Below are 20,285 nucleotides of genomic sequence, written 5' to 3'. Positions count from 1 at the left end.
CGACCTTCAAGGCCTACGCCGTGGCCAGGGTGTTGCAGCTGGTGGAACGGGGACAACTGTCGTTGGACCACCGGGTGTTCGTCGACCCGCAGGCCATCGTGCCGAATTCACCGGTCACCGAGACCCACGCCGGTGCCGAGATGACGGTGGCCGAGCTGTGTCAGGCTGCGCTGCAGCGCAGCGACAACACGGCAGCCAACCTGTTGCTGAAAGCGATCGGCGGACCAGCCGCCGTCACCGAGTTCGCCCGCAGCGTCGGCGACGAGCGCACCCGGCTGGATCGCTGGGAAGTCGAGTTGAACTCGGCGGAACCCGGAGATGCGAGAGATACCAGCACGCCGGCGGCGCTGGCGGTGGGGTACCGCGCAATCCTGACCGGTGATGCGCTGAGCCCGGCACAACGCCGCCAGTTGGACGACTGGATGCGTGCCAACCAGACGTCGAGCATGCGGGCGGGTCTGCCGGAGGGCTGGACCACCGCCGACAAGACGGGCAGCGGCGACTATGGCAGCACCAACGACGCCGGGATCGCCTACGGGCCCGGCGGGCAGCGGATTCTGCTGGTGATGCTGACGCGCTCGCAGGCCGACGACCCCAAGGCCGAGAACCAGCGACCGGTCATCGGCGAGCTGACTGCTCTGGTTCTGCCGTCAGTGCTCTGAGGGGGCGACGGCTTTAGACCACCGGCAGCGAATTGTCGCGCTGGAGCACGAAGAAGTACGGCCGGCGGGAGCCACGCAGGTCCATCGCCCCGAGCACCGCGTCTTCGGACAGCTTGCGGAAGACGTCGTTGATCGGCAGCTGGTCGTAGATCATCGTGGTCGTGTCGACGCCGCGGTAGCGGGTGGTGCGCAACCGTGCCTTGGCGGAACGGGCTTGCAATACGGGCCGCAGGGCGGTGATCGGCCCGGACATCGGCTGCTTCTTGAGGAAGGGCAGTTTGGTGGCCACGCCGAGGCCGCCGAAGGCCGGCAGTGGATTGAGCGGCCACAGCGCGGTTTTGTCGCTGGTCGGGAACAACAGCGGGTGCACCGTTTCGGCGTCGACGAACTGCTTACCCCACCAGCCGCTCGCAGCCAACAGGCCATCCATGGGGTGGCGGGTGGGCAGTTCCGCGCCGTGCCACGTACCGATCATGAAGTCGGGTTCGACCGCGTCGGCGGCATCGAAGGCGCCGAGTGCCTCGTCCGTGGTGATCGGAATGGTGGAGAACAACTCCTGCAACATGACGTCCACGATACTTGACACCTGTCAACAATGGCCAAGTGGCGATGCTTACCGGAGCAATGGCACCGGATCCGTGAACGGTAGACCGAGATCGGTGGCGACCTGCTCCGACAGCAACGCGCCCTCGTGCGTCGACAGGCCCATGGCCAGTGCGGCGTCTGCAGCGCAGGCGGTCTGCCAGCCCCGTTCGGCGAGCGTGAGCACGTACGGCATCGTGGCGTTGGTCAGGGCGTAGGTCGATGTCCGCGGCACCGCGCCCGGCATGTTGGCCACGCAGTAGAAGACGGTGTCGTGTACCGCGAACGTCGGATCATCATGCGTGGTGGGCCGCGAATCCTCGAAGCAGCCGCCCTGGTCGATGGCGATGTCGACCAGCACCGCACCCGGCTTCATATGGGCCACAGTGGAATTGGAGACGAGCTTGGGAGCCTTGGCGCCGGGCACCAGCACTGCGCCGATCACCAGATCGGCGCCCTTGACGGCATCCTCGAGATCGAGCATCGAGGAGTAGCGGGTTTCGATGCTGCCGCCCGATTCGTTGTCGATCCTGCGCAACGTGTTGAGGTTGACGTCGAACACGTTGACGTGGGCACCCATGCCTCTGGCGATGCGGGCGGCGTTGTAGCCGGCCACGCCGCCTCCGATGACGACGACCTCGGCCGGGACGACGCCGGGGACCCCGCCCATCAGCACGCCGCGGCCGCCGTGGCTGCGCATCAGGTGGTAGGCACCCACCTGGGCGGACAATCGACCGGCGACCTCGCTCATCGGGGCCAGGAGGGGGAGAGCCACCGACCCGTCCGGTCCGGTGGTCTGCACGGTCTCGTAGGCGATCGAGGTGGTGCCCGAGGCCAGTAAGGCATCGGTGCAGTCCTTCGACGCGGCCAGGTGCAGATAGGTGAACAGGGTCTGGCCGCGGCGCATCCGTGAGTACTCGGCGGCGATCGGCTCCTTGACCTTGAGCAGCAATTCGGCCTCGGCCCACACCTGGTCGGCCGTGGCGACGATCTCGGCCCCCGCGGCTTTGTAGTCGTTGTCGGCGATGGCTGAACCGTCTCCGGCGCCGGTCTGAATGATGACGTCGTGGCCACGACGGGTCAGTTCAGCCACCCCCGCCGGGGTGATCGCCACGCGGTATTCGTTGTTCTTGATCTCGGCCGGGATGCCGACGAGCATGATTGCTCCTCCAAAATCGGTGTTACTCAAATTGTGAAGAAACGTCGGTTCGAGGGCAATATATGCGTCAAAGATTCGATAGAGTACGGGAGTGTCAGAAGGATCAGTGCATCCGCCGGTTCGTGTAGGACGTACGTCGAAGGATGTTCTGCCCGATATCGATGAAGTGAACCGGCGGATCCTGTTGGCGCTGCACGGTGATGCCCGCATGTCGAACAGTGCGTTGGCCGATGCGGTCGGGATCGCCGCGTCGACCTGCCACGGCCGGGTCCGCCGGCTTCAGGAGATCGGCGTGATCCGCGGGTTCTACACCGACATCGATCCCGCGGCCGTGGGGCTGAGCTTGCAGGCGATGATCTCGGTACGCCTGCAGTCGAATGCGCGCGGCAAGATCCGCAGCTTCATCGCCCACATCCGCACGCTGCCCCAGGTGATGGATGTGTACTTCCTGGCCGGCGGCGACGACTTCATCCTGCACGTCGCGGCACGGGATACCGACGATCTCAGGGCGTTCGTGGTGGAGAACCTCAACGCGGACACCGATGTGGCCGGCACCCAGACCTCGCTGATCTTCGAGCATCTGCGCGGAGCCTCACCGCTGTAGGGCTCGCGGCTACCGGGTCACTGCGCCCGCAGGATCAAACCGTTGCCGTCCGCGCCAGTCAGCTTTAACTCGTCGGCGTCGATCGAGGTCTGCACCGTCCCCTTGAGCACCCCCAACACCACCTGCTCCACCTCGTCGACGTCGGGGGGACAGGCCTTCCTGGTGACGCCGAGCGGGCCGAATTCGATCACCGCCGGCGATCCCGAAACCGTTGCGTGTCCGGTGATCTGGTTGCACCCCGTCGAACCGGTCACCGCGCCGTCGGAGGCGATCGTCAAGGTGGGCTTCGACTGCTCGAGCGCCACGGAGGTGCTGACGGCCTGGGTGGACACCAGGCTGACGACCCGCCAGGTGGTTCCGGTGAGCGAACGGTCGGGGTCCACCACCTTCTTGTCGCGCAACGTGACCTTCGCGGCATCCGTCTGCAACGTCAGGTCGTCACCGGAGTGTGTCCACGTCGGCCGCGCCTCGAAGAACTTCGACACCCAGGCGTCGGAATCGCCGACCGGTGGTGGGCAGGCCATCATGGTCATCGCCAACTGGGTGGTGATCCGACCCTCGGAAAAGTCGGCCGTGCCCGAACCGTGGTTGCATCCGGCGAAGGTGCTGATCTGTTTTTCGTCGAATCTGACAGTCAACGGGCCACCGCCGGGGATCTGTTCACCGTCGACCTGCACCGAGACAAACGTGTGGCCGTTGAGGTCGGCAGCGTCCGATGAGGGGTGGTCGGAACATCCTGTGACGGCGAAAATCACTGCGGCCACGGCTGCCAGCGAATTCGGGCGCATCGCTCCACCGTAGATGGTGGATCCATCCACGGGTTGGACTTCGCCGTCAGGTTTGGTGGACAGTCTGCGCGGCGGCGCCCTGTTCGGCCAGGTCACTCCACCTCGCGACGGCCGCGGGCAGTAGGCTGCCAGCCATGCGAGTTGGCGTTCTCGGGTCCAAGGGCAAAGTCGGCGCGACGATGGTGCATGCGGTCGAATCCGCCGACGACCTGACATTTACCACCGGTGTCGACGTGGGCGATTCGTTGTCGTCGCTCACCGACACCCAAACCGACGTGGTGATCGACTTCACCCACCCCGACGTTGTGATGGACAACCTGAAGTTCCTCATCGACAACGGAATTCACGCCGTCGTCGGGACGACCGGATTCACCTGGGAACGGATCGAACAGGTCGAGACCTGGCTCAAGGCCAAGCCCGAGTCCGCGGTGCTCATCGCGCCGAACTTCGCCATCGGCGCGGTGCTGTCCATGCACTTCGCCCAGCAGGCGGCACGGTATTTCGAGTCCGTCGAGATCATCGAGCTGCACCACCCCCACAAGGCCGACGCGCCCTCGGGCACCGCCGCCCGCACCGCAAAGCTGATCGCCGAGGCGCGAAAAGGCATGCCGCCCAACCCGGACGCCACCAGCACCGGCTTGGACGGTGCCCGCGGCGCCGATGTGGACGGCGTGCCAGTGCACTCGGTGCGGCTGGCCGGGTTGGTGGCACACCAGGAGGTGCTGTTCGGAACGCAGGGGGAGACCCTGACGATCCGCCATGACAGCCTGGACCGGTCCTCGTTCGTCCCCGGTGTGCTGCTGGCCGTCCGCAAGGTCGGCGAGCGGCCGGGGTTGACGATCGGCATTGAACCGTTGCTCGATCTGTCGTGAACGACGGCGCGCGGTCGCTGCGCATCCAACTGGTGATCGGCTTCATGTGCCTGGCACTGATCGCCTACTTCGTGATGCTCGGCCGGGCTGCGCTCGTCTTCATCACCTCGGGCGAGCCCGCCGCGATCGGCCTGGGCCTGGCGCTGCTGGTGTTCCCGCTGATCGGCATCTGGGTGCTGGTCACCACCCTGCGGGCCGGGCTGGCGCACCAGCGGCTGGCCCGCCTCGCGCGCGAACAGGGCATGGAGCTCGACGTCAGTGAGTTGCCGACGCGGCCCTCCGGGCGCGTCGAGCGAGAGGCCGCCGATGGATTGTTCAGCACCGTCAAGGCCGAACTGGAAGCTGATCCGGACAACTGGATTCGCTGGTACCGACTGGCCCGGGCCTACGACTTCGCCGGTGACCGCGGCCGTGCCCGGGAGACCATGCGCACCGCGGTGCGCCTGCAGGAGCAACAGTCGGCATGACCAAGACGCTGCTCGTGGTGCATCACACGCCGTCTCCGGCGACGCGGGAGCTCCTCGAAGCAGTGCTGGCCGGCACACATGATCCGGACATCTCCGGCGTGGCGATCGAAACCAGGCCGGCGTTGGCTGCGACCGTGCCGGACATGTTGAGCGCCGATGGCTATTTGTTCGGCACCACAGCCAATTTCGGCTATATGAGTGGTGCCCTGAAACACTTCTTCGACACCGTGTACTACCCGAGCCTGGACCATGTGGCCGGACGTCCGTACGGTCTGTGGGTGCACGGCAACAACGACACGGCCGGTGCGGTGAACGCGGTCGACAGGATCGCCGCGGGCTTGGCGCTGACCAAAGCGGCCGACGTGCTCGAAGTCACCGGCGGGGTCGACGCCGGTGTCCGGGAACGCGCCTACGAGCTGGGCGGCACCTTGGCCGCGACGCTGATGGAGTGAAGGAGAAGCATGCCAGGTATCGCCGAACTCGCGCTTGGCGCAGCGCCCATCGCCGGCGGCGCTTTACTGGGTGTCGCCGCAGGCAACCTCAAGCCGCCCGACGTCCGCGGCATGATCACCAAAGATCTGGACCTGCTCGCGCGAATTCCGGAAGATCAGGTCGACCGACGCGCGCGCCTGCAGGCCAGCATCGACCGACGCATCGACGAACTCATCCAGGCCAGTGACCGCACCCATGAACTTCGCGAGGCCGCGATGTCCTACCGCGGCAACTGGCGCGACATCGTGGTCTTCGTCTGTGCCCTGCTGTTCACCTTCATCTGGTGGAACGTCAGCCACAGTCGACCCCACTGGACGCTCACTTTCGTCGCGATGATCCTGGTTTCGGTGGCCGCAGCCGTGTACGCGGGACGCGGTGTGGCCCGTGCGATCAACACGTACCTGCACCGCAACGACCCGCAGTAGCTCAACCCAGGCGGGCGCCGAAGAAGCCCTCCATCGCGTCCCAGTGCCGTTTGGCGGCCGCCTCGTCGTACGGTGCGTTGTCCGGGACCGCGAAACCGTGTGCGGCGTCGTAGGTTTCGATCGTGTGCTCGACACCGGCGTCGGTCAACGCCGTATCGAGGGTTTTGGCCTGCTCGGCGGTGAACGATGCATCGCCCTTGGCGCCACCTACGTAGACCGCCGCCGTGATCTGGTCGGCCAACAGGTGCGGGCTGCCCGGATCGTCGGAGGCCAACCCGCCGCCATGGAACGACATCGCCGCAGCGACCCGGTCGGGCAGCCGGCCGGCGACCACCAGCGACGTGCGCCCGCCCATGCAATAGCCGGTGGTGCCGAACTTCTCGCCGCTGACCTCCGGCCGGGACTGCAGGTAGTCGAAGAAGGCTGCGGCGTCGGCCGCCATGATCTCCGGAGTCACCTTCTTGATCATGGCGAACAGGCGCTGGCGCTCGGACGGGTTGCCGAACACCGTCGCCATCTCGAACGGGGCCCAGCCGGCGTCGCGGTAGTACATGTCCGGAACCAGCACCGCGTAGCCATAGCCGGCGAGCTGAGCAGCCATCTCGTCGAACGTGGCGCGGGCTCCACCGGCATCGGGATACATGACGATGCCCGGCCATGGTCCCGTGCCTTCGGGGGTGGCGAGGGTGACCGAGCAGGTCCCGGCGGGCGTGGTGATGGTGTCCTTTGTGGTCGGCATGGCTACCGTTCTACTCCCTGTGCCGGCACGTAAGCTGAGGGCGTGCCGATCCAGACGCCGTACGAGGACCTGCTGCGGAAGGTGAGTGAGCAGGGCGTACCAAAATCCGATCGCACCGGCACCGGTACCCGTAGCCTGTTCGGGCATCAGATGCGTTACGACCTGGCCGCCGGTTTTCCGTTGATCACCACCAAGAAGGTGCACACCAAGTCGGTGATCTACGAACTGCTGTGGTTTCTGCGCGGCGATTCCAACGTACGCTGGCTGCAGGAGCACGGGGTCACCATCTGGGACGAATGGGCCAGTGAGACAGGCGATCTGGGGCCCGTCTACGGCGTGCAGTGGCGCTCATGGCCGACGCCGTCCGGGAAGCACATCGACCAGATCTCGGCCGCCCTGGAGCTGCTCAAGAACGACCCCGATTCACGACGCAACATCGTCTCGGCGTGGAACGTCGGTGAGATCCCGCAGATGGCGCTGCCGCCGTGCCACGCGTTCTTCCAGTTCTACGTGGCTGACGGAAAGCTGTCCTGCCAGCTCTATCAGCGCAGCGCCGACCTGTTCCTCGGCGTGCCGTTCAACATCGCCAGCTACGCCCTGCTCACCCACATGATGGCGGCTCAGGCCGGGCTCGGGGTCGGCGAATTCGTCTGGACCGGCGGTGACTGCCACATCTACGACAACCACGTCGAGCAGGTGGCCCTCCAGCTCGGCCGCGAACCCCGGCCTTACCCGGAACTTGTTCTGGCCCATCGTGATTCGATCTTCGATTACGCCTACGAGGACATCGCGATCGTGAACTACGATCCGCATCCGGCGATCAAGGCTCCCGTCGCGGTATGACCGGTGATCTTCGACAACTGGCGATGATCTGGGCCCAGTCGACCTCGGGCGTCATCGGCCGGGACAACGACATCCCCTGGCACCTGCCCGAGGATCAGGCCAGGTTCAAACAGCTCACCCTCGGACAGACGGTGGTGATGGGCCGGTTGACGTGGGAGTCGCTGCCGGCCAAGGTCCGTCCGTTGCCGGGACGACGCAACATCGTCATCACCCGCAATCCTGGGTACGTCGCCGACGGGGCCGAGGTCCTGACCGGACTCGACGATGTCTTCCGCGGCTGGGTGATCGGCGGGGCGCAGATCTATGCCCAGGCCCTGCCGGCCGCGGTGCGGTGTGAGGTGACCGAGATCGACATCGACCTGCCGCCGGCGCACGGGGACGCCCTGGCCCCCGAACTCGACGAGTCCTGGATCAAAGACACAGGTGAGTGGCTGACCAGCGCGTCGGGGTTGCGGTACCGGTTCTGCAGCTACACCCGAGAGTTGTCGGTCCCGTAGGGGACGATGGCGGGGTGGCCACCATCACTGCGGCGCAGGCGCGCCGCGTCGCCGTTGCCGCGCAGGGATTCCGCCGGCCCAAGCCCCGGGGGCCGGTCACCCGCGCCCACCTGCGCACGCTGATCTCCCGTATCCAGGTGCTGCAGCTGGATTCGGTGTCGGTGGCGGTGCGTGCGCACTACGCGCCGGTGTTCAGCCGGTTGGGGGCGTACGACCGCGAGACACTCGACCGCGCGGCGTGGTCGCACAGCGTCCGTTCACCGCGGCTTCTGGTGGAGTACTGGGCGCACGAGGCCGCGCTGATGGCGGTCGAGGACTGGCCGCTGCTGCGGTGGCGGATGCGTGAATACACCCATGGCCGGTGGGGCACCGAGATCGTGCGGAAGAACCCCAAGCTGGCCGAGGACATCGTGGCGGCGGTAGCCGAGCTCGGGCCCGCCACTGCCGGGCAGATCGAGGCGCATCTGGAAGCCGAGCCGCGTGGTCGCAAGGGCCCGTGGTGGGACCGCAGCGAGACCAAGTGGGTGGCCGAGGCGCTGTGGTCGTCGGGAGTTCTGACGACGGCGACCCGTGTCGGGTTCGCAAGACATTACGACCTCACCGAGCGGGTCCTGCCGGCCGAGGTGCTGGCCCGTGAGGTCGATGACGAGGAGGCGGTCCGCGAGCTGGCGCTGCGTGCGGCCACCGCGTTGGGGGTCGGCACCGAGGCCGATATCCGCGACTATTTCCGGATGGCGGCCAGGCAGGTCAAGCCGGCGATCGCCAAGCTGGTCGCCGATGGGGAACTCGAGCCCGTGGAGGTCGAGGGGTGGGGCGCGCCGGCCTATCTGCGCTCGGGCCAGAGCGTGCCGCGCGATGACGGCGGGACCGCGCTGCTGTGCCCCTTCGACCCGTTGATCTTCTTCCGGCCCCGGGTGGAACGGATGTTCAACTTCCATTACCGGATCGAGATCTATACCCCGGCGCCCAAACGCCAATTCGGTTACTACGTATGGCCGTTCCTGCTCGACGGCGAATTGGTGGCGCGTGTGGACCTCAAACGCACGGATGCCGCCCTGCAGGTGTTGGGTGCCTTCACTGAGGAAGGTCAGGACGCCGAACGGGTGGCGCACGCGCTGGCGCGGGAGCTGCGGTCGATGGCCGGCTGGTTGGGGGTCGGTGATGTCACGGTGGGTGAGCGCGGTGACCTTGCGGCGGCGTTGGGCGCCGCTGTCGGTTGAGCGCCTCAGGTTCCGCGATCGATCAGGTCGAACACCATCACGGCGTGCTCGAACCGATGCGGTGTGACGCCTATCGGGCCGTAGGGGTGGTCCAGCGTGAATACCAGGAAGAGCAACAACGAAAGCAGGACGGTCACCGCACTGACCAGAATCAGGTGGGCCCGGCTGTTCGCGAGCCGCATGAAGCTGGCAAGGCTGATCACAACCAGGCTGCCGAAGATCAAGGCGCACCACAGCAGCGTTGGTATCCGCGGATTCGAGTTGAGGATTCGTGCACTGCGGTCCGAGGTGAGGACCGCCAATTGGCCGAGGAACTGGCTGTTGATCGCGCTCGCTGTCCCCTCGGACGGGGCGCTGCCGACGACGCGGTACATCTCGGTGAGGGCGTGGCGGCCGGTGTTGCTGATCGGACCGAACTCTTCCTTGCCCCATTCGGGGCCGTGAACCGCCGCGGCATACCGGCGAAGCTGCTCGCGCACCTGCCCCTGTTCGGGCTGCGGCATGGCCACCGTCTGGCGATACATGGTGACCAACGTCGAGGCCTCGTTGGAGACGTTCGTCTCGGCCGACAGGTACTGCTGCCATCCGACCACCACCGTGAACCCGAGCAGCGCACCGTAGACAAGTCCGACGACTGTGAGAAACGGCGACAACACCGAGTTGTGTTCGGGGCGGGTGTCACGCGCGATGACACGGCTGGCCAGTAGAACGCTGCCGATGGCCAGCGCCACCGCGCCGACGACCACCACGGCGAGCATCACCCACGTACCGACGATCCCGAAGTCGCCCATAGTTGACCAAGGATGCCAACAATCCTCGCGGCACGGTGGCAGATCGCCGGATCAGATCATCGGCAGCGCCGCTGACATAGACGTGGGCCGAGATGAAGGCAGCGAATGGCTGGGCGAACTCGCCGAGCCGCTACGTCGCCGGTTCCTCGGCCAGTTCAGGCACCCCACGACCTCGGAACACGTTGGTGGCGAAGATGACCGCGCCGATGACGAGCCACACCGCCCCGCCGATCTTGGCCAGCGCGTCGGCGTTGATCAACACGTAGCCGATGATGAGGAACCCGACGATCGGCACCACCAGGTGGAGCAGGTAGTTCTTCGATTTCTTGCGCACCGTGTAGTACCAGATGACCGAGGCGTGCAACAGGCAGAAGCCGAACAGCGCACCGAAGTTCACCAGTGACGAGATCAAGCCGATCTGACCGACGAAGAACAGCACCAGTACCAGGCTCAGGGCGCTGACCACCAGGATGGCCGCCATCGGGACCTTGCGGGAGCTCACTGCGGACAGGAACGCCGGCAGTTGGCGATCACGACTCATCGAGAACAACAGGCGGCTGGTCGCGGCCTGAGCGGCCATGGCGTTGGCGAAGCCGACCGCGAGGACGTTGACCACAAAGAACGCGTTCATCCAGCCGGTGCTCGAGGCGGCCTGCACGAGCAGGAAGAAGGCGTTGCCCATCTCGTCGTCGCCGAAGGATTCGCGGCCTCCGGCCAACAGGCTGGCCAGCCAGGTCTGGGTGATGAACAGCGACGCGACCACGAACAAGGCGACGATCATCGCGCGACCGGCCGGGTTCTTCTTCCCGGTGGATTCCTCGGCCAGTGTCGAGATGCCGTCGAAACCCAGGAAACTCAGTACCGCGATCGACAGCGCGGTCGCGATCAGCGGCGCGGTGACCACCTCGGAGTTCCAGATCGGCAGTGTGCTCCAGCCGACGTCGGGAAGCGACTGTCCGTTGATGGCGCGTACCGCGATGACCACGAAGAGCACGACGAAAACCAGCTCCACGGCGAGGAATACCCGATTGACCATCTTGAGCGAACTCACGCCGAGAAGATTGATGATCGTGTTCACCACCACGAAGACGATCGCCCACAACCAGCGCGGCGTCCCCGGGAAGAGCCCGACCATCGATTCGGCGGCGAAGACGTAGAGCAGCGTCGGGATCAGCAGGTAATCGAGCAGGATGGCCCAGCCGGCGAAAAAGCCGAGTCCCGGATGGATGCCGCGACCCACATAGGCGTACACGGATCCGGCCAACGGGAACGACTTGGCCATCTGCGAGTAGGCCAGCGCGGTGAACACCATGGCGATCAGCCCGATCAGATAGACCAGCGGCACCATGCCCGAGGCGCTGTTGTACACCGTGCCGAAGATCGTCCACGGTGCGATGGGCACCATGAAGACCAGGCCGTAGACGATCAGATCGGCCGTGGAGACCGAGCGGCTGAGTTCTTGTTTGTAGCCGAATGATTCGAGATCCCGCTGTCCCTCACCGGTGGTGAGTGGGGCAGCTGCCGAGCTGGCGTCAGTGGCCATCAGATTCCTGTCGGGTCGGCGGGCGGAAGAGTCAGACCCGGGCAGCAGCGGCCAGATCGTGCTGATCGAGGAAGTTCGCGATCACTGCGCGGAACTCTTCAGGCTTCTCCAGGTGGGTGCAGTGGCTGGTTCCGGGGAACACGTGGCTGCGGACGTCGGGAATCTGGTCGACGTAGGGCTGCCAGGTTGCCGGGGTGGCCTCGTCGAATTCACCGGCGATGACCAGGGTGGGTGCGTTGATCGACGGTAGTCGGTCGATGATGCTCCAGCCCCGCAAGGTGCCGATGACGTGAAACTCGTTGGGGCCGTTCATCGTGTGGTACACCGTCGGCTCGGCCTCCATCTGGGCCACGGTGTCGGAGAAGTCCTGGGGCATCGGCTCGACGCGGCAGACATGGCGACGGTAGAACTCCTCCGTGGCGGCCAGGTATTCGGGATCGGTGACGGTCCCGTCGGCTTCGTGACGCTGCAGTGCGGATCGGGCCTCCGGCGGCAGTTGGTCGCGCAGTTCGGCCGCACCTTCGACCCACAGTTGCATCGAGGCGGGGGAGTTGCAGATCGACAGTGAGGCGAGTCCGTCCGGGACGCGGACGCCGATCTCGGCGCCGAGCATGCCGCCCCACGACTGTCCCAGCACGTGGTAGCGGTCGATCCCGAGATTCTCACGCACGGTGTGGAACTCGTCGACGAAGAGCTGCGGCGTCCAGAACTCGGCCGGTGCGTCCGGCAGGTGAGTGCTGTTGCCGCAGCCCAACTGGTCGTAATGGATGACGGTGCGGCCGGTCTCACCGGCCAGAGCGGCGATGTTGGCGACATAGTTGTGGGCCATGCCGGGTCCACCGTGCAGGACGAACAGGGGGAGAGCCTCGGGGCGGGCGGTGACGGGGGTGGTGACCTGGACCCAGGTCTCATGTCCGCGAAACGGCACGGTGCGGGTGGAACAAGGCATGGCGGACAGCATGAACCATGAATGGTCTCGCAGCAAGACCATTAATCAGGTTTTAACGGAAGACGTCGATACTGTGTGTCCATGGGGACAGCCGAACCGCAGCCGACCGCTCCCGCGGGCGTGGCACCCGGGCTGCTGGAGCGCGAGCTCGAACCCTCGTCGCGAGTGGACGAGATCACCGATCGACTGGTCACCGCCGTGGCGATCGGCGAATACCTGCCTGGCTCTCGCCTGCCGGCCGAACGGGAACTGGCCGCGTCGCTGCGGGTGGGCCGGATGACCGTGCGGGCCGCACTGGCCAGACTGGTCGACCTCGGCTTGGTGGAAACCCGTCGCAGCGGCCGCAGCGGCGGCACCTACGTGCTGCAGCAGTGGCCCGAATCATCGACCGCCGCGGTCGGGCGCACGTTGACCATCCGTCTCGACGAACTGCGCGAGCGTTGCGATGCCATCGGCCGGATCCACGGTGCGGTGTGCCGGGCGGCGGCCGAGGCCCGCACCGATCGCGACCTCGCGGCGCTGCGGGAACGGCTCGAGACGTTCCGATCCGCCGAGAGCGGCCTGGCGGCACAACAAGCCGACAGCGCTCTGCACCTGGCGATCATGGACGCGGCCCACAACTCCGTGCTCAAACAGATGCTGCTGGAGCTGGAGGCGTCCGTCAGCATTGCCGCACCGGCGCACCTGTGGGGGGAGCCGGCGACGATGCGCGAGATGGAGTTGCGGGCGCTGCGCGAGCACGAACTGCTCATCGACGCCATCGCCGGACGCCGGGGCGACGACGCCGAAGCGTTGGCCCGTGCACATCTGGCGATCGACTTCGAACACATCTCGGCCGCGATGCGTCGTGCCGGCGTACTCGTCGACTGAGGCGGGCCCCGGCTCAGATCATGCTGAGGGTCTCGAGATGGACCTCCGTCGAGGCGTAATCGGAGGTGGGCGTCGTGCGCTGGCACCACCTGCCGCCCTGCCGCTTCTCGGTCTGCACCACCCGGCCGTCGACGTTGAACGTGATCTCCAGCTCGACTGGCTGCCCGGTTTCGTCCGGGCTCATGTGTTCCCACACGATGGTGCGTTGATCGGTGTTCGGGCCGCTGTCGAAGATCAGTTCCCAGTCCCGCTCGTTGGCGCGCTCGCACACCAGATCCATGACGTGGTAGGTCATTTGGTACCTCCTTTATCCGTGGGTCAATCGTGCTCGAATGGATATCCGGCGTCTGTCGTCTGATCGGGCGATGTTCCGGCCGAACCGACGTCCGCCGATCGGGGGACAGCAGAGGAAGCACGGCTCAGCGGCCGATTCCTACCGTGGGGCTGTTGCACACGCCGAACCACGACCATGGTGTGGAAACCGGCGCACGTCGGCAGTATGGGGCTAGGAACTCGCTGCCCGTTCGTACTCGGCAGCGCTGGAGACGGCGACCACTACGGCGCCGGCGACGGCCGCGATGAAGGCGATCACCACCAACCAGCCGTACCCCGGACGCGACATGTCGCCCAGCACGACCACGCCGACGATGCCGGGCACCACGGTTTCGCCGGCCACCAACGCCGCTGCGACGCCGTTGACCGAGCCGACTTGCAGCGCCACGGTGAACAGGTAGAAACCGCCGAGGCCGGCAACCAGGACAGCCCATAGCGCGGGATCGGTGATGAGCACCCTGAGATTCAGTGGCTCAAGGCCATCGACGACCCGGACCGCGACGGCCATCGCGCCGTAGAGCACCCCGGCGGTCAGGCCGGCGGGCACCGCGGCTTTGCGGCCGAGCAGCCGGACCGAGCCGGCACCCAGACCCAGGATGATCGCCGACACCGCCAGGACGCCCCAGTGCATGACCGCTCCGGGATCACGATCACCGAGCGGCCCGGCCGTCGCCCCCAACACACACAGCGCGACAAGGACGGTCACGATCGCGACCCAGTCCCGCCGGTGCAGCCGCACCTGGAGCACGAAGACGCTCAACACAGCTGTGATGACCAGATTGGCGCTGATGATCGTCTGCGACAGGAACAGGGGAATCAACCGGGCCGAGACCAGGCTGCCGACGAAGCCCAGAAGGTCGAGCACCACGCCGAGAATGAAGATCGGCGCCAGCATCGCGGTGAACGTCGACCGTACGGTGGGGCGGGCGTCGGCAATGTCACCGCCGCCGGCCACGGAATGGCCTGCGGCATAAGACTGAAGGACCGATGCGGTGCCATAGCCGACGCAGGCCAGCACCGCCGCGGCCACACCGATCAACACAATCCGCAGCCGGATCGAAGGCGGGCGAACCAGAGGCGGCCGGGCATCAGCCGATTGTAGGAGCGCTGGGCGTCGACGCCCGTGACCAAACCGGCGCCGATTCCGACCAGAGGGCTGTCGCCGTGGCCGGGTAACAGCCGTGCGGTGGAAACCGGCGCGCTGCTCAGCACGCGGGGCACCAACAGTAAGGTGAGGCCGTGGCCGAGATCGCGCCGCTGCGCGTGCAGCTGATCGCCAAGACGGAATTTGTGGCCCCTCCGGATGTGCCGTGGAGCACCGATGCCGAGGGCGGCCCCGCGCTCACCGAGTTCGCCGGCCGTGCGTGCTACCAAAGTTGGTCGAAGCCCAACCCGAAGACGGCAACCAATGCCGGCTACATCCGCCACATCATCGATGTCGGGCACTTCTCGGTGCTCGAACATGCCTCGGTGTCCTTCTACATCACCGGCATCTCCCGGTCGGCCACCCACGAGCTCATCCGGCACCGGCACTTCTCCTACTCGCAGCTCTCACAGCGTTACGTGCCCGAGAACGACGCCGAGGTGGTGGTCCCGCCGGGATTCGAGGACGACCCGGAGCTGGTCGAGATCTTCACCACAGCAGCTGACGCCAGCCGGGCGACCTACGCCGAACTGTTGACGCGGCTGGAAGCCAAATTCATGGGCGATCAGTCCGGCGGAAGCTCTGCTGTGCTGCGGCGCAAGCAGGCCCGTCAGGCCGCGCGGGCGGTGCTGCCCAACGCCACCGAAACGCGCATCGTGGTCACCGGGAACTACCGTGCGTGGCGCCACTTCATCGCGATGCGGGCCAGTGAACATGCCGACGTGGAGATCCGTCGGCTGGCCATCGCGTGTCTGCGGGAGCTCCTCGACGCGGCCCCGGCGGTGTTCTCCGATTTCGAGATTTCGACGATGGCGGACGGCAGCGAGGTGGCAACGTCGCCTTTGGCGACGGAGGCGTGACGGAGCCGCCGGTCAGGACGGCGACGGAGGACCGAATCGGCCGGGGTAATCTTGGCGCGTGAGTACGAGCGGAATCGATGTAACAGCGCAGTTGGGCACGGTGTTGACCGCAATGGTGACCCCGTTCAAGCCCGACGGCTCGCTGGACCTCGATGCGGCGGCTCGGCTGGCCAATCGCCTGGTCGACGCCGGTTGTGACGGCCTCGTCCTGTCGGGCACCACCGGCGAATCGCCGACCACTTCCGACGAGGAGAAACTCACGCTGTTGCGCACGGTGCTCGAGGCCGTGGGGGACCGGGCCCGGATCATCACCGGCGCCGGCAGCTATGACACCGCCCACAGCGTGCACCTGGCTAAAGCCAGCGCCGCCGAGGGGGCGCACGGTCTGCTGGTGGTGACGCCGTATTACTCGCGGCCCCCGCAGGCCGGTCTGATCGCCCACTTCACCGCGGTGGCCGACGCCACAGACGTGCCGAATCTGCTCTATGACATCCCGCCGCGGTCCTCGATCCCGATCGCCTGGGAGACCATCCGCATCCTGGCCGGGCATCCGAACATCGTGGGCATCAAAGATGCCAAGGCCGATCTGCACGGCGGCGGTCAGATTTTGGCCGAGACCGGCCTGGCCTACTACTCGGGCGACGACACGTTGAACCTGCCCTGGTTGGCCATGGGGGCGGTCGGATTCGTCAGTGTCTGGGGGCATCTGGCTGCCGGTCAGTTGCGAGATATGTTGACTGCGTTCAACTCTGGCGATATCGCCACTGCTCGCAAGATCAACCTGTCGTTGGCCCCGTTGGCCCGCGCCCAGGCCCATCTCGGCGGGGTCACCATGTCCAAGGAGGGGTTGCGGTTGCAGGGTTTCGATGCCGGCCTGCCGCGACTGCCGCAGATCCCCGCCAGCCCTGCTGAAATCGAGGCGCTGACCGCCGATATGCGTGCGGCGGCGGTGTTGCGATAGTGAGCACCGAACTCGCGCCTCCCAAGCCCTTGGCCCCCGGCGGTCTGCGAGTTACCGCGCTGGGCGGAATCAGCGAAATCGGCCGCAACATGACGGTGTTCGAGCACCTGGGCCGGCTGTTGATCGTGGACTGTGGGGTGCTGTTCCCCAGCCACGACGAGCCCGGGGTGGATCTGATCCTGCCCGATCTGCGCCATGTGGAAGACCGGCTCGATGATGTCGAGGCGCTCGTCGTCACCCACGCCCACGAGGACCACATCGGGGCAATTCCGTTCCTGCTCAAGCTGCGTCCCGACATCCCGGTGGTGGGTTCGAAATTCACCATCGCCCTGATCCGGGAGAAGTGCCGCGAGCACCGCATCAAGCCGGTGTTCGTCGAGGTCGCCGAGCGACAGAGCAGCCGTCATGGCGTCTTCGAGTGCGAGTATTTCGCGGTCAACCACTCCATTCCCGGATGTCTGGCGGTGGCGATCCACACCGGAGCCGGCACAGTGTTGCACACCGGCGACATCAAACTCGACCAGTTGCCGCTCGACGGACGCCCGACCGACCTGCCGGGCATGTCGCGGCTCGGTGACGCCGGGGTGGACCTGTTCCTGTGCGACTCGACGAACTCCGAACACCCGGGCGTCAGCCCGTCCGAGAGTGAAGTCGGCCCGACGCTGCATCGGCTGATCCGCGGTGCCGAAGGCCGGGTGATCGTGGCCTGCTTCGCCTCGAATGTCGACCGCGTGCAACAGATCATCGATGCGGCGGTGGCGCTGGGTCGGCGGGTCTCGTTCGTCGGACGCTCGATGGTGCGCAACATGGGTATCGCGCGCGAGTTGGGCTACCTGCGGGTGGCCGACGCCGACATCCTCGATATCGGGGCGGCCGAGATGATGCCGGCCGACAAGGTCGTGCTGATCACCACTGGCACCCAGGGGGAGCCGATGGCCGCGTTGTCGCGGATGTCACGGGGTGAGCACCGCAGTATCACGCTGACGGCAGGCGATCTGATCATCCTGTCCTCGTCGCTGATCCCGGGCAATGAGGAAGCGGTCTACGGCGTGATCGATGCCCTGGCCAAGATCGGCGCCCGGGTGGTCACGAATGCTCAAGCGCGCGTGCATGTTTCCGGACATGCCTACGCGGGGGAGTTGCTGTTCCTCTACAACGGGGTTCGGCCCCGCAATGTGATGCCGGTGCACGGCACCTGGCGGCACATGCGGGCGAATGCGGCGCTGGCCGCCAGTACCGGAGTACCTCCGGAGAACATCGTGCTCGCCGAGAACGGGGTGAGCGTCGATTTGGTGGCCGGTCGAGCGTCGATTGCCGGTGCCGTGACTGTCGGCAAGATGTTCGTCGACGGGTTGATCACCGGCGATGTGGGTGACGCGACGCTGGGTGAACGCCTCATCCTGTCATCGGGTTTCGTGGCGGTCACGGTCGTCGTGCATCGCGACACCGGCAAACCCGCCGGGCCGGCACACCTGCATTCCCGCGGTTTCTCCGAGGATCCCAAGGCGCTGGAACCGGTGGCCCGCAACGTCGAGCGGGAGCTGGAAAGCCTTGCCGCCGACAACATCACCGACCCGACCCGCATCGCGCAGGCAGTGCGGCGCACTGTGGGCAAGTGGGTGGGTGAAACCTATCGGCGCCAGCCGATGATCGTCCCGACGGTCATCGAGATCTAGCCGAATTGGTGCACCGACCGGCTCGCCCGGCCGGTTAGATTGGGTCGATGAGCCGCCCCGCACCGCAGGTGCCATTCGAGCGACGCCGTCCGATTCCCCCGTTGAATTCGGCCGACGAAGTGAAACGCGCTGTGGTGTACCCGGACACGATCCGTGCGTTTGTGACGATGATGGCGATCGGGGCGCTCTACCTGTTGGGTGTGGTGGCCTACGCCCTGCTCACCAGTGGTCACCAGAACATGGTTGTCGTCACGGTGCTGGTGGCCGGGTGGTTCGTATTCTTGTTCGGCGCGACCAAGGTCGTGCTGCCGGGGCTGATGCGGCGTTTCTACGATCGGGTGATGCGCGGCGGAATACTGTGCGACGTCTATCCCGCCGGTTTGCCGGATGCCAAGGCCGCGTTGTTGATCGACGCCCGATTGTCTGATGCCCAGGCGGCTTACGTGCATGATTCGATCATCTCCTGGCTCGGGCGGTGGGCGGCGGATCCCGTAGCACGCACACCCGCCGCAGACCTGTTCGCCAATGGGCAGATTCGCAGTGCCGACGAACTCGCAGGCCCGGGCGCCCACGGCGGGTTCCTCGTAGCCCACGACACGGACCCCTACCGGGGGTGGCGTTTGATCCTGCCCGAGGCGAATCCGCGTGACCCGCACCGGCCGTATGCGAATGGTGTTGTGGTGAAGGTCGTTACGCCGAGCCTGGAGTCATCCGACAAATAGCAGGATGCCGCCGGTCAGCAGTGCGACGACCTTGACGAGCTCGAACGCCACGTAGACATAGTGGGCCTGCGACCGCCCCTCGGCTTCCTCTCCGGGGGCGACGGCCAGCACGGCATTCGAACGCTGGATCAGCTTGGGGCGCACCGCGACCAGTTGCACCGCCAGAGCCACGATCGCAACTGCGAAAGCTGTGATCACTGCCGCTGATGGCCGGTCGAGCGCGAACACCACGATGATGACGACGGCGAAGACGGTCTCCACGGAATTGAGTGCGCGAAAAACCCTGCGCCCGATGCCAAGCCCGATCTGCAGCGTCACCCCGGGTGCCTGAAACTTCAGCGGTGCCTCGATGAACGAGATTGCCGATACCATCCCCAGCCAGCAGAAGGCGACAGCGACTGCGACAGCCACACCGGCGTTCATGACATGTTTCCTTTCAGGCCGACTTTCGGACCGACTTTCGGCCCCAGATGGGCCACACACAGATCCGGCTCGACGAATGCGTCGAGCCGCTCTACTGCGACGGGTGCCTGCCAGCTTTCCAGCGCACCCTGCATGAGGCCGAGGTGGATCGGGCACACCACCGCGGCCCGGGTCCGGGCGAGATCGAGAAATGGGCAGTGGCGCAGGTTGAGTCGGCCGTCCGCGGGTGGTTCGGGGGCGAAACCCGTGTCGTCGAGCAACTGCACCAACGCCTCGACGGGGGAGTTGTCCGCCGGCTTCTGCATCGAGCGTCCCCACGCGCGACCCATCTCGCGGGCCTTGGCGGCGGGATCATCATCGACTGCCAACCCGTTGGCCAGGATTTCGGCGAGCAATCGGTAGCGCGTCGGTCCGGCCGGATCCATGCGGCGCACCGCTTGATACAGCTGCGCGGGCCGGCCCGGGGTGCGGTGGTGAGGTTCGACACGTTCCACCTGTCCGGCGGCTTCGAGATGCTCGAGGTGAAACCGGATGGTGTTGGCGTGAACTGCAAGTTCGGTGGCTATCTGTGCGATGGTCATCGGGTTCTCGGACGCTTTCAACGTGCGGAGAACATCCACACGGCGCTTCCCGATCGCAGCGATCATGGCTACAGTTTATACA

General features: G+C 66.1%; 25 protein-coding genes. 14 read left to right on the top strand and 11 right to left on the bottom strand.

Translation table 11 applies throughout. The features are described from left to right. A partial coding sequence (gene bla, locus A5740_RS15075) for a class A beta-lactamase (protein WP_076195288.1) occupies window positions 1-662 on the top strand: 662 nt, incomplete at its 5' end. Between the two features lie 13 nt (window positions 663-675). Here the strand turns inward: bla and A5740_RS15070 are convergent. Both A5740_RS15070 and ald read right to left on the bottom strand, forming a co-directional pair. Then, entirely contained in the window at window positions 676-1,227 is a 552-nt protein-coding gene (locus A5740_RS15070; protein WP_076195297.1) for a DUF4334 domain-containing protein, read from the bottom strand. A 48-nt stretch (window positions 1,228-1,275) separates the two neighbouring features. Then, the gene (gene ald / locus A5740_RS15065) at window positions 1,276-2,403 is read right to left on the bottom strand and encodes an alanine dehydrogenase (RefSeq protein WP_076195287.1); all 1,128 of its coding nucleotides are present in this window, start codon (window positions 2,401-2,403) and stop codon (window positions 1,276-1,278) included. A 91-nt stretch (window positions 2,404-2,494) separates the two neighbouring features. On the opposite strand from ald, the gene A5740_RS15060 reads away from it, so the two are divergent. Then, the gene (locus A5740_RS15060) at window positions 2,495-3,007 is read left to right on the top strand and encodes an Lrp/AsnC family transcriptional regulator (RefSeq protein WP_076195285.1); all 513 of its coding nucleotides are present in this window, start codon (window positions 2,495-2,497) and stop codon (window positions 3,005-3,007) included. 17 nt (window positions 3,008-3,024) lie between these two features. On the opposite strand, the gene A5740_RS15055 is transcribed toward A5740_RS15060, so the two are convergent. Next, on the bottom strand, window positions 3,025-3,795 hold the full coding sequence (locus tag A5740_RS15055; RefSeq protein WP_076195296.1) for an META domain-containing protein: 771 nt from the start codon (window positions 3,793-3,795) through the stop codon (window positions 3,025-3,027). A gap of 134 nt (window positions 3,796-3,929) precedes the next feature. On the opposite strand from A5740_RS15055, the gene dapB reads away from it, so the two are divergent. The 4 genes from dapB to A5740_RS15035 are packed head-to-tail and all read left to right on the top strand — an operon-like array spanning window position 3,930 to window position 6,051. Further along, the gene (dapB, locus tag A5740_RS15050; RefSeq protein ID WP_076195284.1) at window positions 3,930-4,667 is read left to right on the top strand and encodes a 4-hydroxy-tetrahydrodipicolinate reductase; all 738 of its coding nucleotides are present in this window, start codon (window positions 3,930-3,932) and stop codon (window positions 4,665-4,667) included. Then, complete coding sequence (locus A5740_RS15045; RefSeq protein ID WP_076195282.1) at window positions 4,664-5,134, top strand: hypothetical protein; 471 nt, start codon at window positions 4,664-4,666, stop codon at window positions 5,132-5,134. The genes dapB and A5740_RS15045 overlap by 4 nt, the downstream gene beginning before the upstream one ends. Next, window positions 5,131-5,586, top strand: coding sequence for a flavodoxin family protein (locus A5740_RS15040; RefSeq protein ID WP_076195280.1), 456 nt, complete (start codon window positions 5,131-5,133; stop codon window positions 5,584-5,586). The genes A5740_RS15045 and A5740_RS15040 overlap by 4 nt, the downstream gene beginning before the upstream one ends. A 9-nt stretch (window positions 5,587-5,595) precedes the next feature. Next, a complete protein-coding gene (locus A5740_RS15035; RefSeq protein WP_076195278.1) occupies window positions 5,596-6,051 on the top strand; it encodes a hypothetical protein in 456 nt (151 codons plus the stop codon). 1 nt (window position 6,052) lies between these two features. On the opposite strand, the gene A5740_RS15030 is transcribed toward A5740_RS15035, so the two are convergent. Beyond that, on the bottom strand, window positions 6,053-6,790 hold the full coding sequence (locus A5740_RS15030) for an alpha/beta fold hydrolase (RefSeq protein WP_076195276.1): 738 nt from the start codon (window positions 6,788-6,790) through the stop codon (window positions 6,053-6,055). A gap of 42 nt (window positions 6,791-6,832) precedes the next feature. Between A5740_RS15030 and A5740_RS15025 the strand changes: the two genes are divergently transcribed. Genes A5740_RS15025 through A5740_RS15015 form a run of 3 tightly spaced genes read left to right on the top strand, consistent with a single transcriptional unit; the run spans window position 6,833 to window position 9,350 of the window. Beyond that, entirely contained in the window at window positions 6,833-7,633 is an 801-nt protein-coding gene (locus tag A5740_RS15025; protein WP_076195274.1) for a thymidylate synthase, read from the top strand. Beyond that, window positions 7,630-8,130, top strand: a complete 501-nt coding sequence (locus A5740_RS15020) for a dihydrofolate reductase (protein WP_076195272.1) — start codon at window positions 7,630-7,632, stop codon at window positions 8,128-8,130. The genes A5740_RS15025 and A5740_RS15020 overlap by 4 nt, the downstream gene beginning before the upstream one ends. Window positions 8,131-8,144: 14 nt before the next feature. Continuing rightward, entirely contained in the window at window positions 8,145-9,350 is a 1,206-nt protein-coding gene (locus tag A5740_RS15015; RefSeq protein WP_076195270.1) for a winged helix-turn-helix domain-containing protein, read from the top strand. A gap of 5 nt (window positions 9,351-9,355) precedes the next feature. Here the strand turns inward: A5740_RS15015 and A5740_RS15010 are convergent, their stop codons facing one another. From A5740_RS15010 to A5740_RS15000, 3 genes are all read right to left on the bottom strand, one after another. Further along, entirely contained in the window at window positions 9,356-10,141 is a 786-nt protein-coding gene (locus A5740_RS15010; RefSeq protein WP_076195268.1) for a DUF4239 domain-containing protein, read from the bottom strand. A 130-nt stretch (window positions 10,142-10,271) separates the two neighbouring features. Then, a complete protein-coding gene (locus tag A5740_RS15005) occupies window positions 10,272-11,684 on the bottom strand; it encodes an APC family permease (protein ID WP_076195267.1) in 1,413 nt (470 codons plus the stop codon). A 31-nt stretch (window positions 11,685-11,715) separates the two neighbouring features. After that, window positions 11,716-12,645 carry a proline iminopeptidase-family hydrolase gene (locus A5740_RS15000; protein ID WP_076195295.1) on the bottom strand — a complete coding sequence of 310 codons (930 nt, stop codon included), beginning with the start codon at window positions 12,643-12,645 and terminating at the stop codon, window positions 11,716-11,718. A gap of 69 nt (window positions 12,646-12,714) precedes the next feature. Here A5740_RS15000 and A5740_RS14995 point away from each other — a divergent pair, with 69 nt between their 5' ends. Further along, window positions 12,715-13,503, top strand: coding sequence for a FadR/GntR family transcriptional regulator (locus tag A5740_RS14995; RefSeq protein ID WP_076195265.1), 789 nt, complete (start codon window positions 12,715-12,717; stop codon window positions 13,501-13,503). 13 nt (window positions 13,504-13,516) lie between these two features. Here the strand turns inward: A5740_RS14995 and A5740_RS14990 are convergent, their stop codons facing one another. Further along, window positions 13,517-13,798: a hypothetical protein gene (locus A5740_RS14990; RefSeq protein ID WP_076195263.1), complete on the bottom strand. Its 282-nt coding sequence runs from the start codon at window positions 13,796-13,798 to the stop codon at window positions 13,517-13,519. 210 nt (window positions 13,799-14,008) lie between these two features. Continuing rightward, window positions 14,009-14,878, bottom strand: coding sequence for a hypothetical protein (locus A5740_RS14985; RefSeq protein WP_076195261.1), 870 nt, complete (start codon window positions 14,876-14,878; stop codon window positions 14,009-14,011). A 197-nt stretch (window positions 14,879-15,075) separates the two neighbouring features. On the opposite strand from A5740_RS14985, the gene thyX reads away from it, so the two are divergent. From thyX to A5740_RS14965, 4 genes are read left to right on the top strand one after another with little or no spacing between them, the layout of a single operon-like run. Further along, window positions 15,076-15,840: an FAD-dependent thymidylate synthase gene (thyX, locus tag A5740_RS14980; RefSeq protein ID WP_076195259.1), complete on the top strand. Its 765-nt coding sequence runs from the start codon at window positions 15,076-15,078 to the stop codon at window positions 15,838-15,840. A gap of 58 nt (window positions 15,841-15,898) precedes the next feature. Continuing rightward, window positions 15,899-16,801, top strand: coding sequence for a 4-hydroxy-tetrahydrodipicolinate synthase (dapA, locus tag A5740_RS14975; RefSeq protein ID WP_076195257.1), 903 nt, complete (start codon window positions 15,899-15,901; stop codon window positions 16,799-16,801). Beyond that, a complete protein-coding gene (locus A5740_RS14970) occupies window positions 16,801-18,477 on the top strand; it encodes a ribonuclease J (protein WP_076195256.1) in 1,677 nt (558 codons plus the stop codon). Before dapA ends, A5740_RS14970 begins: the two co-directional genes overlap by 1 nt. A 47-nt stretch (window positions 18,478-18,524) precedes the next feature. Beyond that, on the top strand, window positions 18,525-19,199 hold the full coding sequence (locus A5740_RS14965; protein WP_076195254.1) for a hypothetical protein: 675 nt from the start codon (window positions 18,525-18,527) through the stop codon (window positions 19,197-19,199). Here the strand turns inward: A5740_RS14965 and A5740_RS14960 are convergent. Both A5740_RS14960 and A5740_RS14955 read right to left on the bottom strand, forming a co-directional pair. Next, entirely contained in the window at window positions 19,185-19,622 is a 438-nt protein-coding gene (locus A5740_RS14960; RefSeq protein WP_076195252.1) for a hypothetical protein, read from the bottom strand. The two genes, A5740_RS14965 and A5740_RS14960, sit on opposite strands and share 15 nt — an antisense overlap. Beyond that, window positions 19,619-20,269, bottom strand: coding sequence for a metalloregulator ArsR/SmtB family transcription factor (locus A5740_RS14955; protein WP_076195250.1), 651 nt, complete (start codon window positions 20,267-20,269; stop codon window positions 19,619-19,621). Before A5740_RS14955 ends, A5740_RS14960 begins: the two co-directional genes overlap by 4 nt. Between the last annotated feature and the right edge of the window lie 16 nt (window positions 20,270-20,285).

Source organism: Mycobacterium sp. GA-1841 (genome assembly GCF_001954135.1).
Lineage (GTDB): Bacteria > Actinomycetota > Actinomycetes > Mycobacteriales > Mycobacteriaceae > Mycobacterium.
This window is presented reverse-complemented; position numbering and strand designations above follow the sequence as displayed.

Coding starts and splice junctions, on each gene's coding strand:
- dapB (WP_076195284.1), top strand. CDS start 3,930: ATGCGAGTTGGCGTTCTCGGGTCCAAGGGCAAAGTCGGCGCGACGATG.
- A5740_RS14990 (WP_076195263.1), bottom strand. CDS start 13,798: ATGACCTACCACGTCATGGATCTGGTGTGCGAGCGCGCCAACGAGCGG.
- A5740_RS15030 (WP_076195276.1), bottom strand. CDS start 6,790: ATGCCGACCACAAAGGACACCATCACCACGCCCGCCGGGACCTGCTCG.
- A5740_RS15020 (WP_076195272.1), top strand. CDS start 7,630: ATGACCGGTGATCTTCGACAACTGGCGATGATCTGGGCCCAGTCGACC.
- A5740_RS15035 (WP_076195278.1), top strand. CDS start 5,596: ATGCCAGGTATCGCCGAACTCGCGCTTGGCGCAGCGCCCATCGCCGGC.
- A5740_RS15005 (WP_076195267.1), bottom strand. CDS start 11,684: ATGGCCACTGACGCCAGCTCGGCAGCTGCCCCACTCACCACCGGTGAG.
- A5740_RS14995 (WP_076195265.1), top strand. CDS start 12,715: ATGGGGACAGCCGAACCGCAGCCGACCGCTCCCGCGGGCGTGGCACCC.
- A5740_RS14960 (WP_076195252.1), bottom strand. CDS start 19,622: ATGAACGCCGGTGTGGCTGTCGCAGTCGCTGTCGCCTTCTGCTGGCTG.
- A5740_RS15010 (WP_076195268.1), bottom strand. CDS start 10,141: ATGGGCGACTTCGGGATCGTCGGTACGTGGGTGATGCTCGCCGTGGTG.
- A5740_RS15070 (WP_076195297.1), bottom strand. CDS start 1,227: ATGTTGCAGGAGTTGTTCTCCACCATTCCGATCACCACGGACGAGGCA.
- ald (WP_076195287.1), bottom strand. CDS start 2,403: ATGCTCGTCGGCATCCCGGCCGAGATCAAGAACAACGAATACCGCGTG.
- A5740_RS15000 (WP_076195295.1), bottom strand. CDS start 12,645: ATGCTGTCCGCCATGCCTTGTTCCACCCGCACCGTGCCGTTTCGCGGA.
- A5740_RS14965 (WP_076195254.1), top strand. CDS start 18,525: ATGAGCCGCCCCGCACCGCAGGTGCCATTCGAGCGACGCCGTCCGATT.
- A5740_RS14955 (WP_076195250.1), bottom strand. CDS start 20,269: ATGATCGCTGCGATCGGGAAGCGCCGTGTGGATGTTCTCCGCACGTTG.
- A5740_RS15040 (WP_076195280.1), top strand. CDS start 5,131: ATGACCAAGACGCTGCTCGTGGTGCATCACACGCCGTCTCCGGCGACG.
- A5740_RS15055 (WP_076195296.1), bottom strand. CDS start 3,795: ATGCGCCCGAATTCGCTGGCAGCCGTGGCCGCAGTGATTTTCGCCGTC.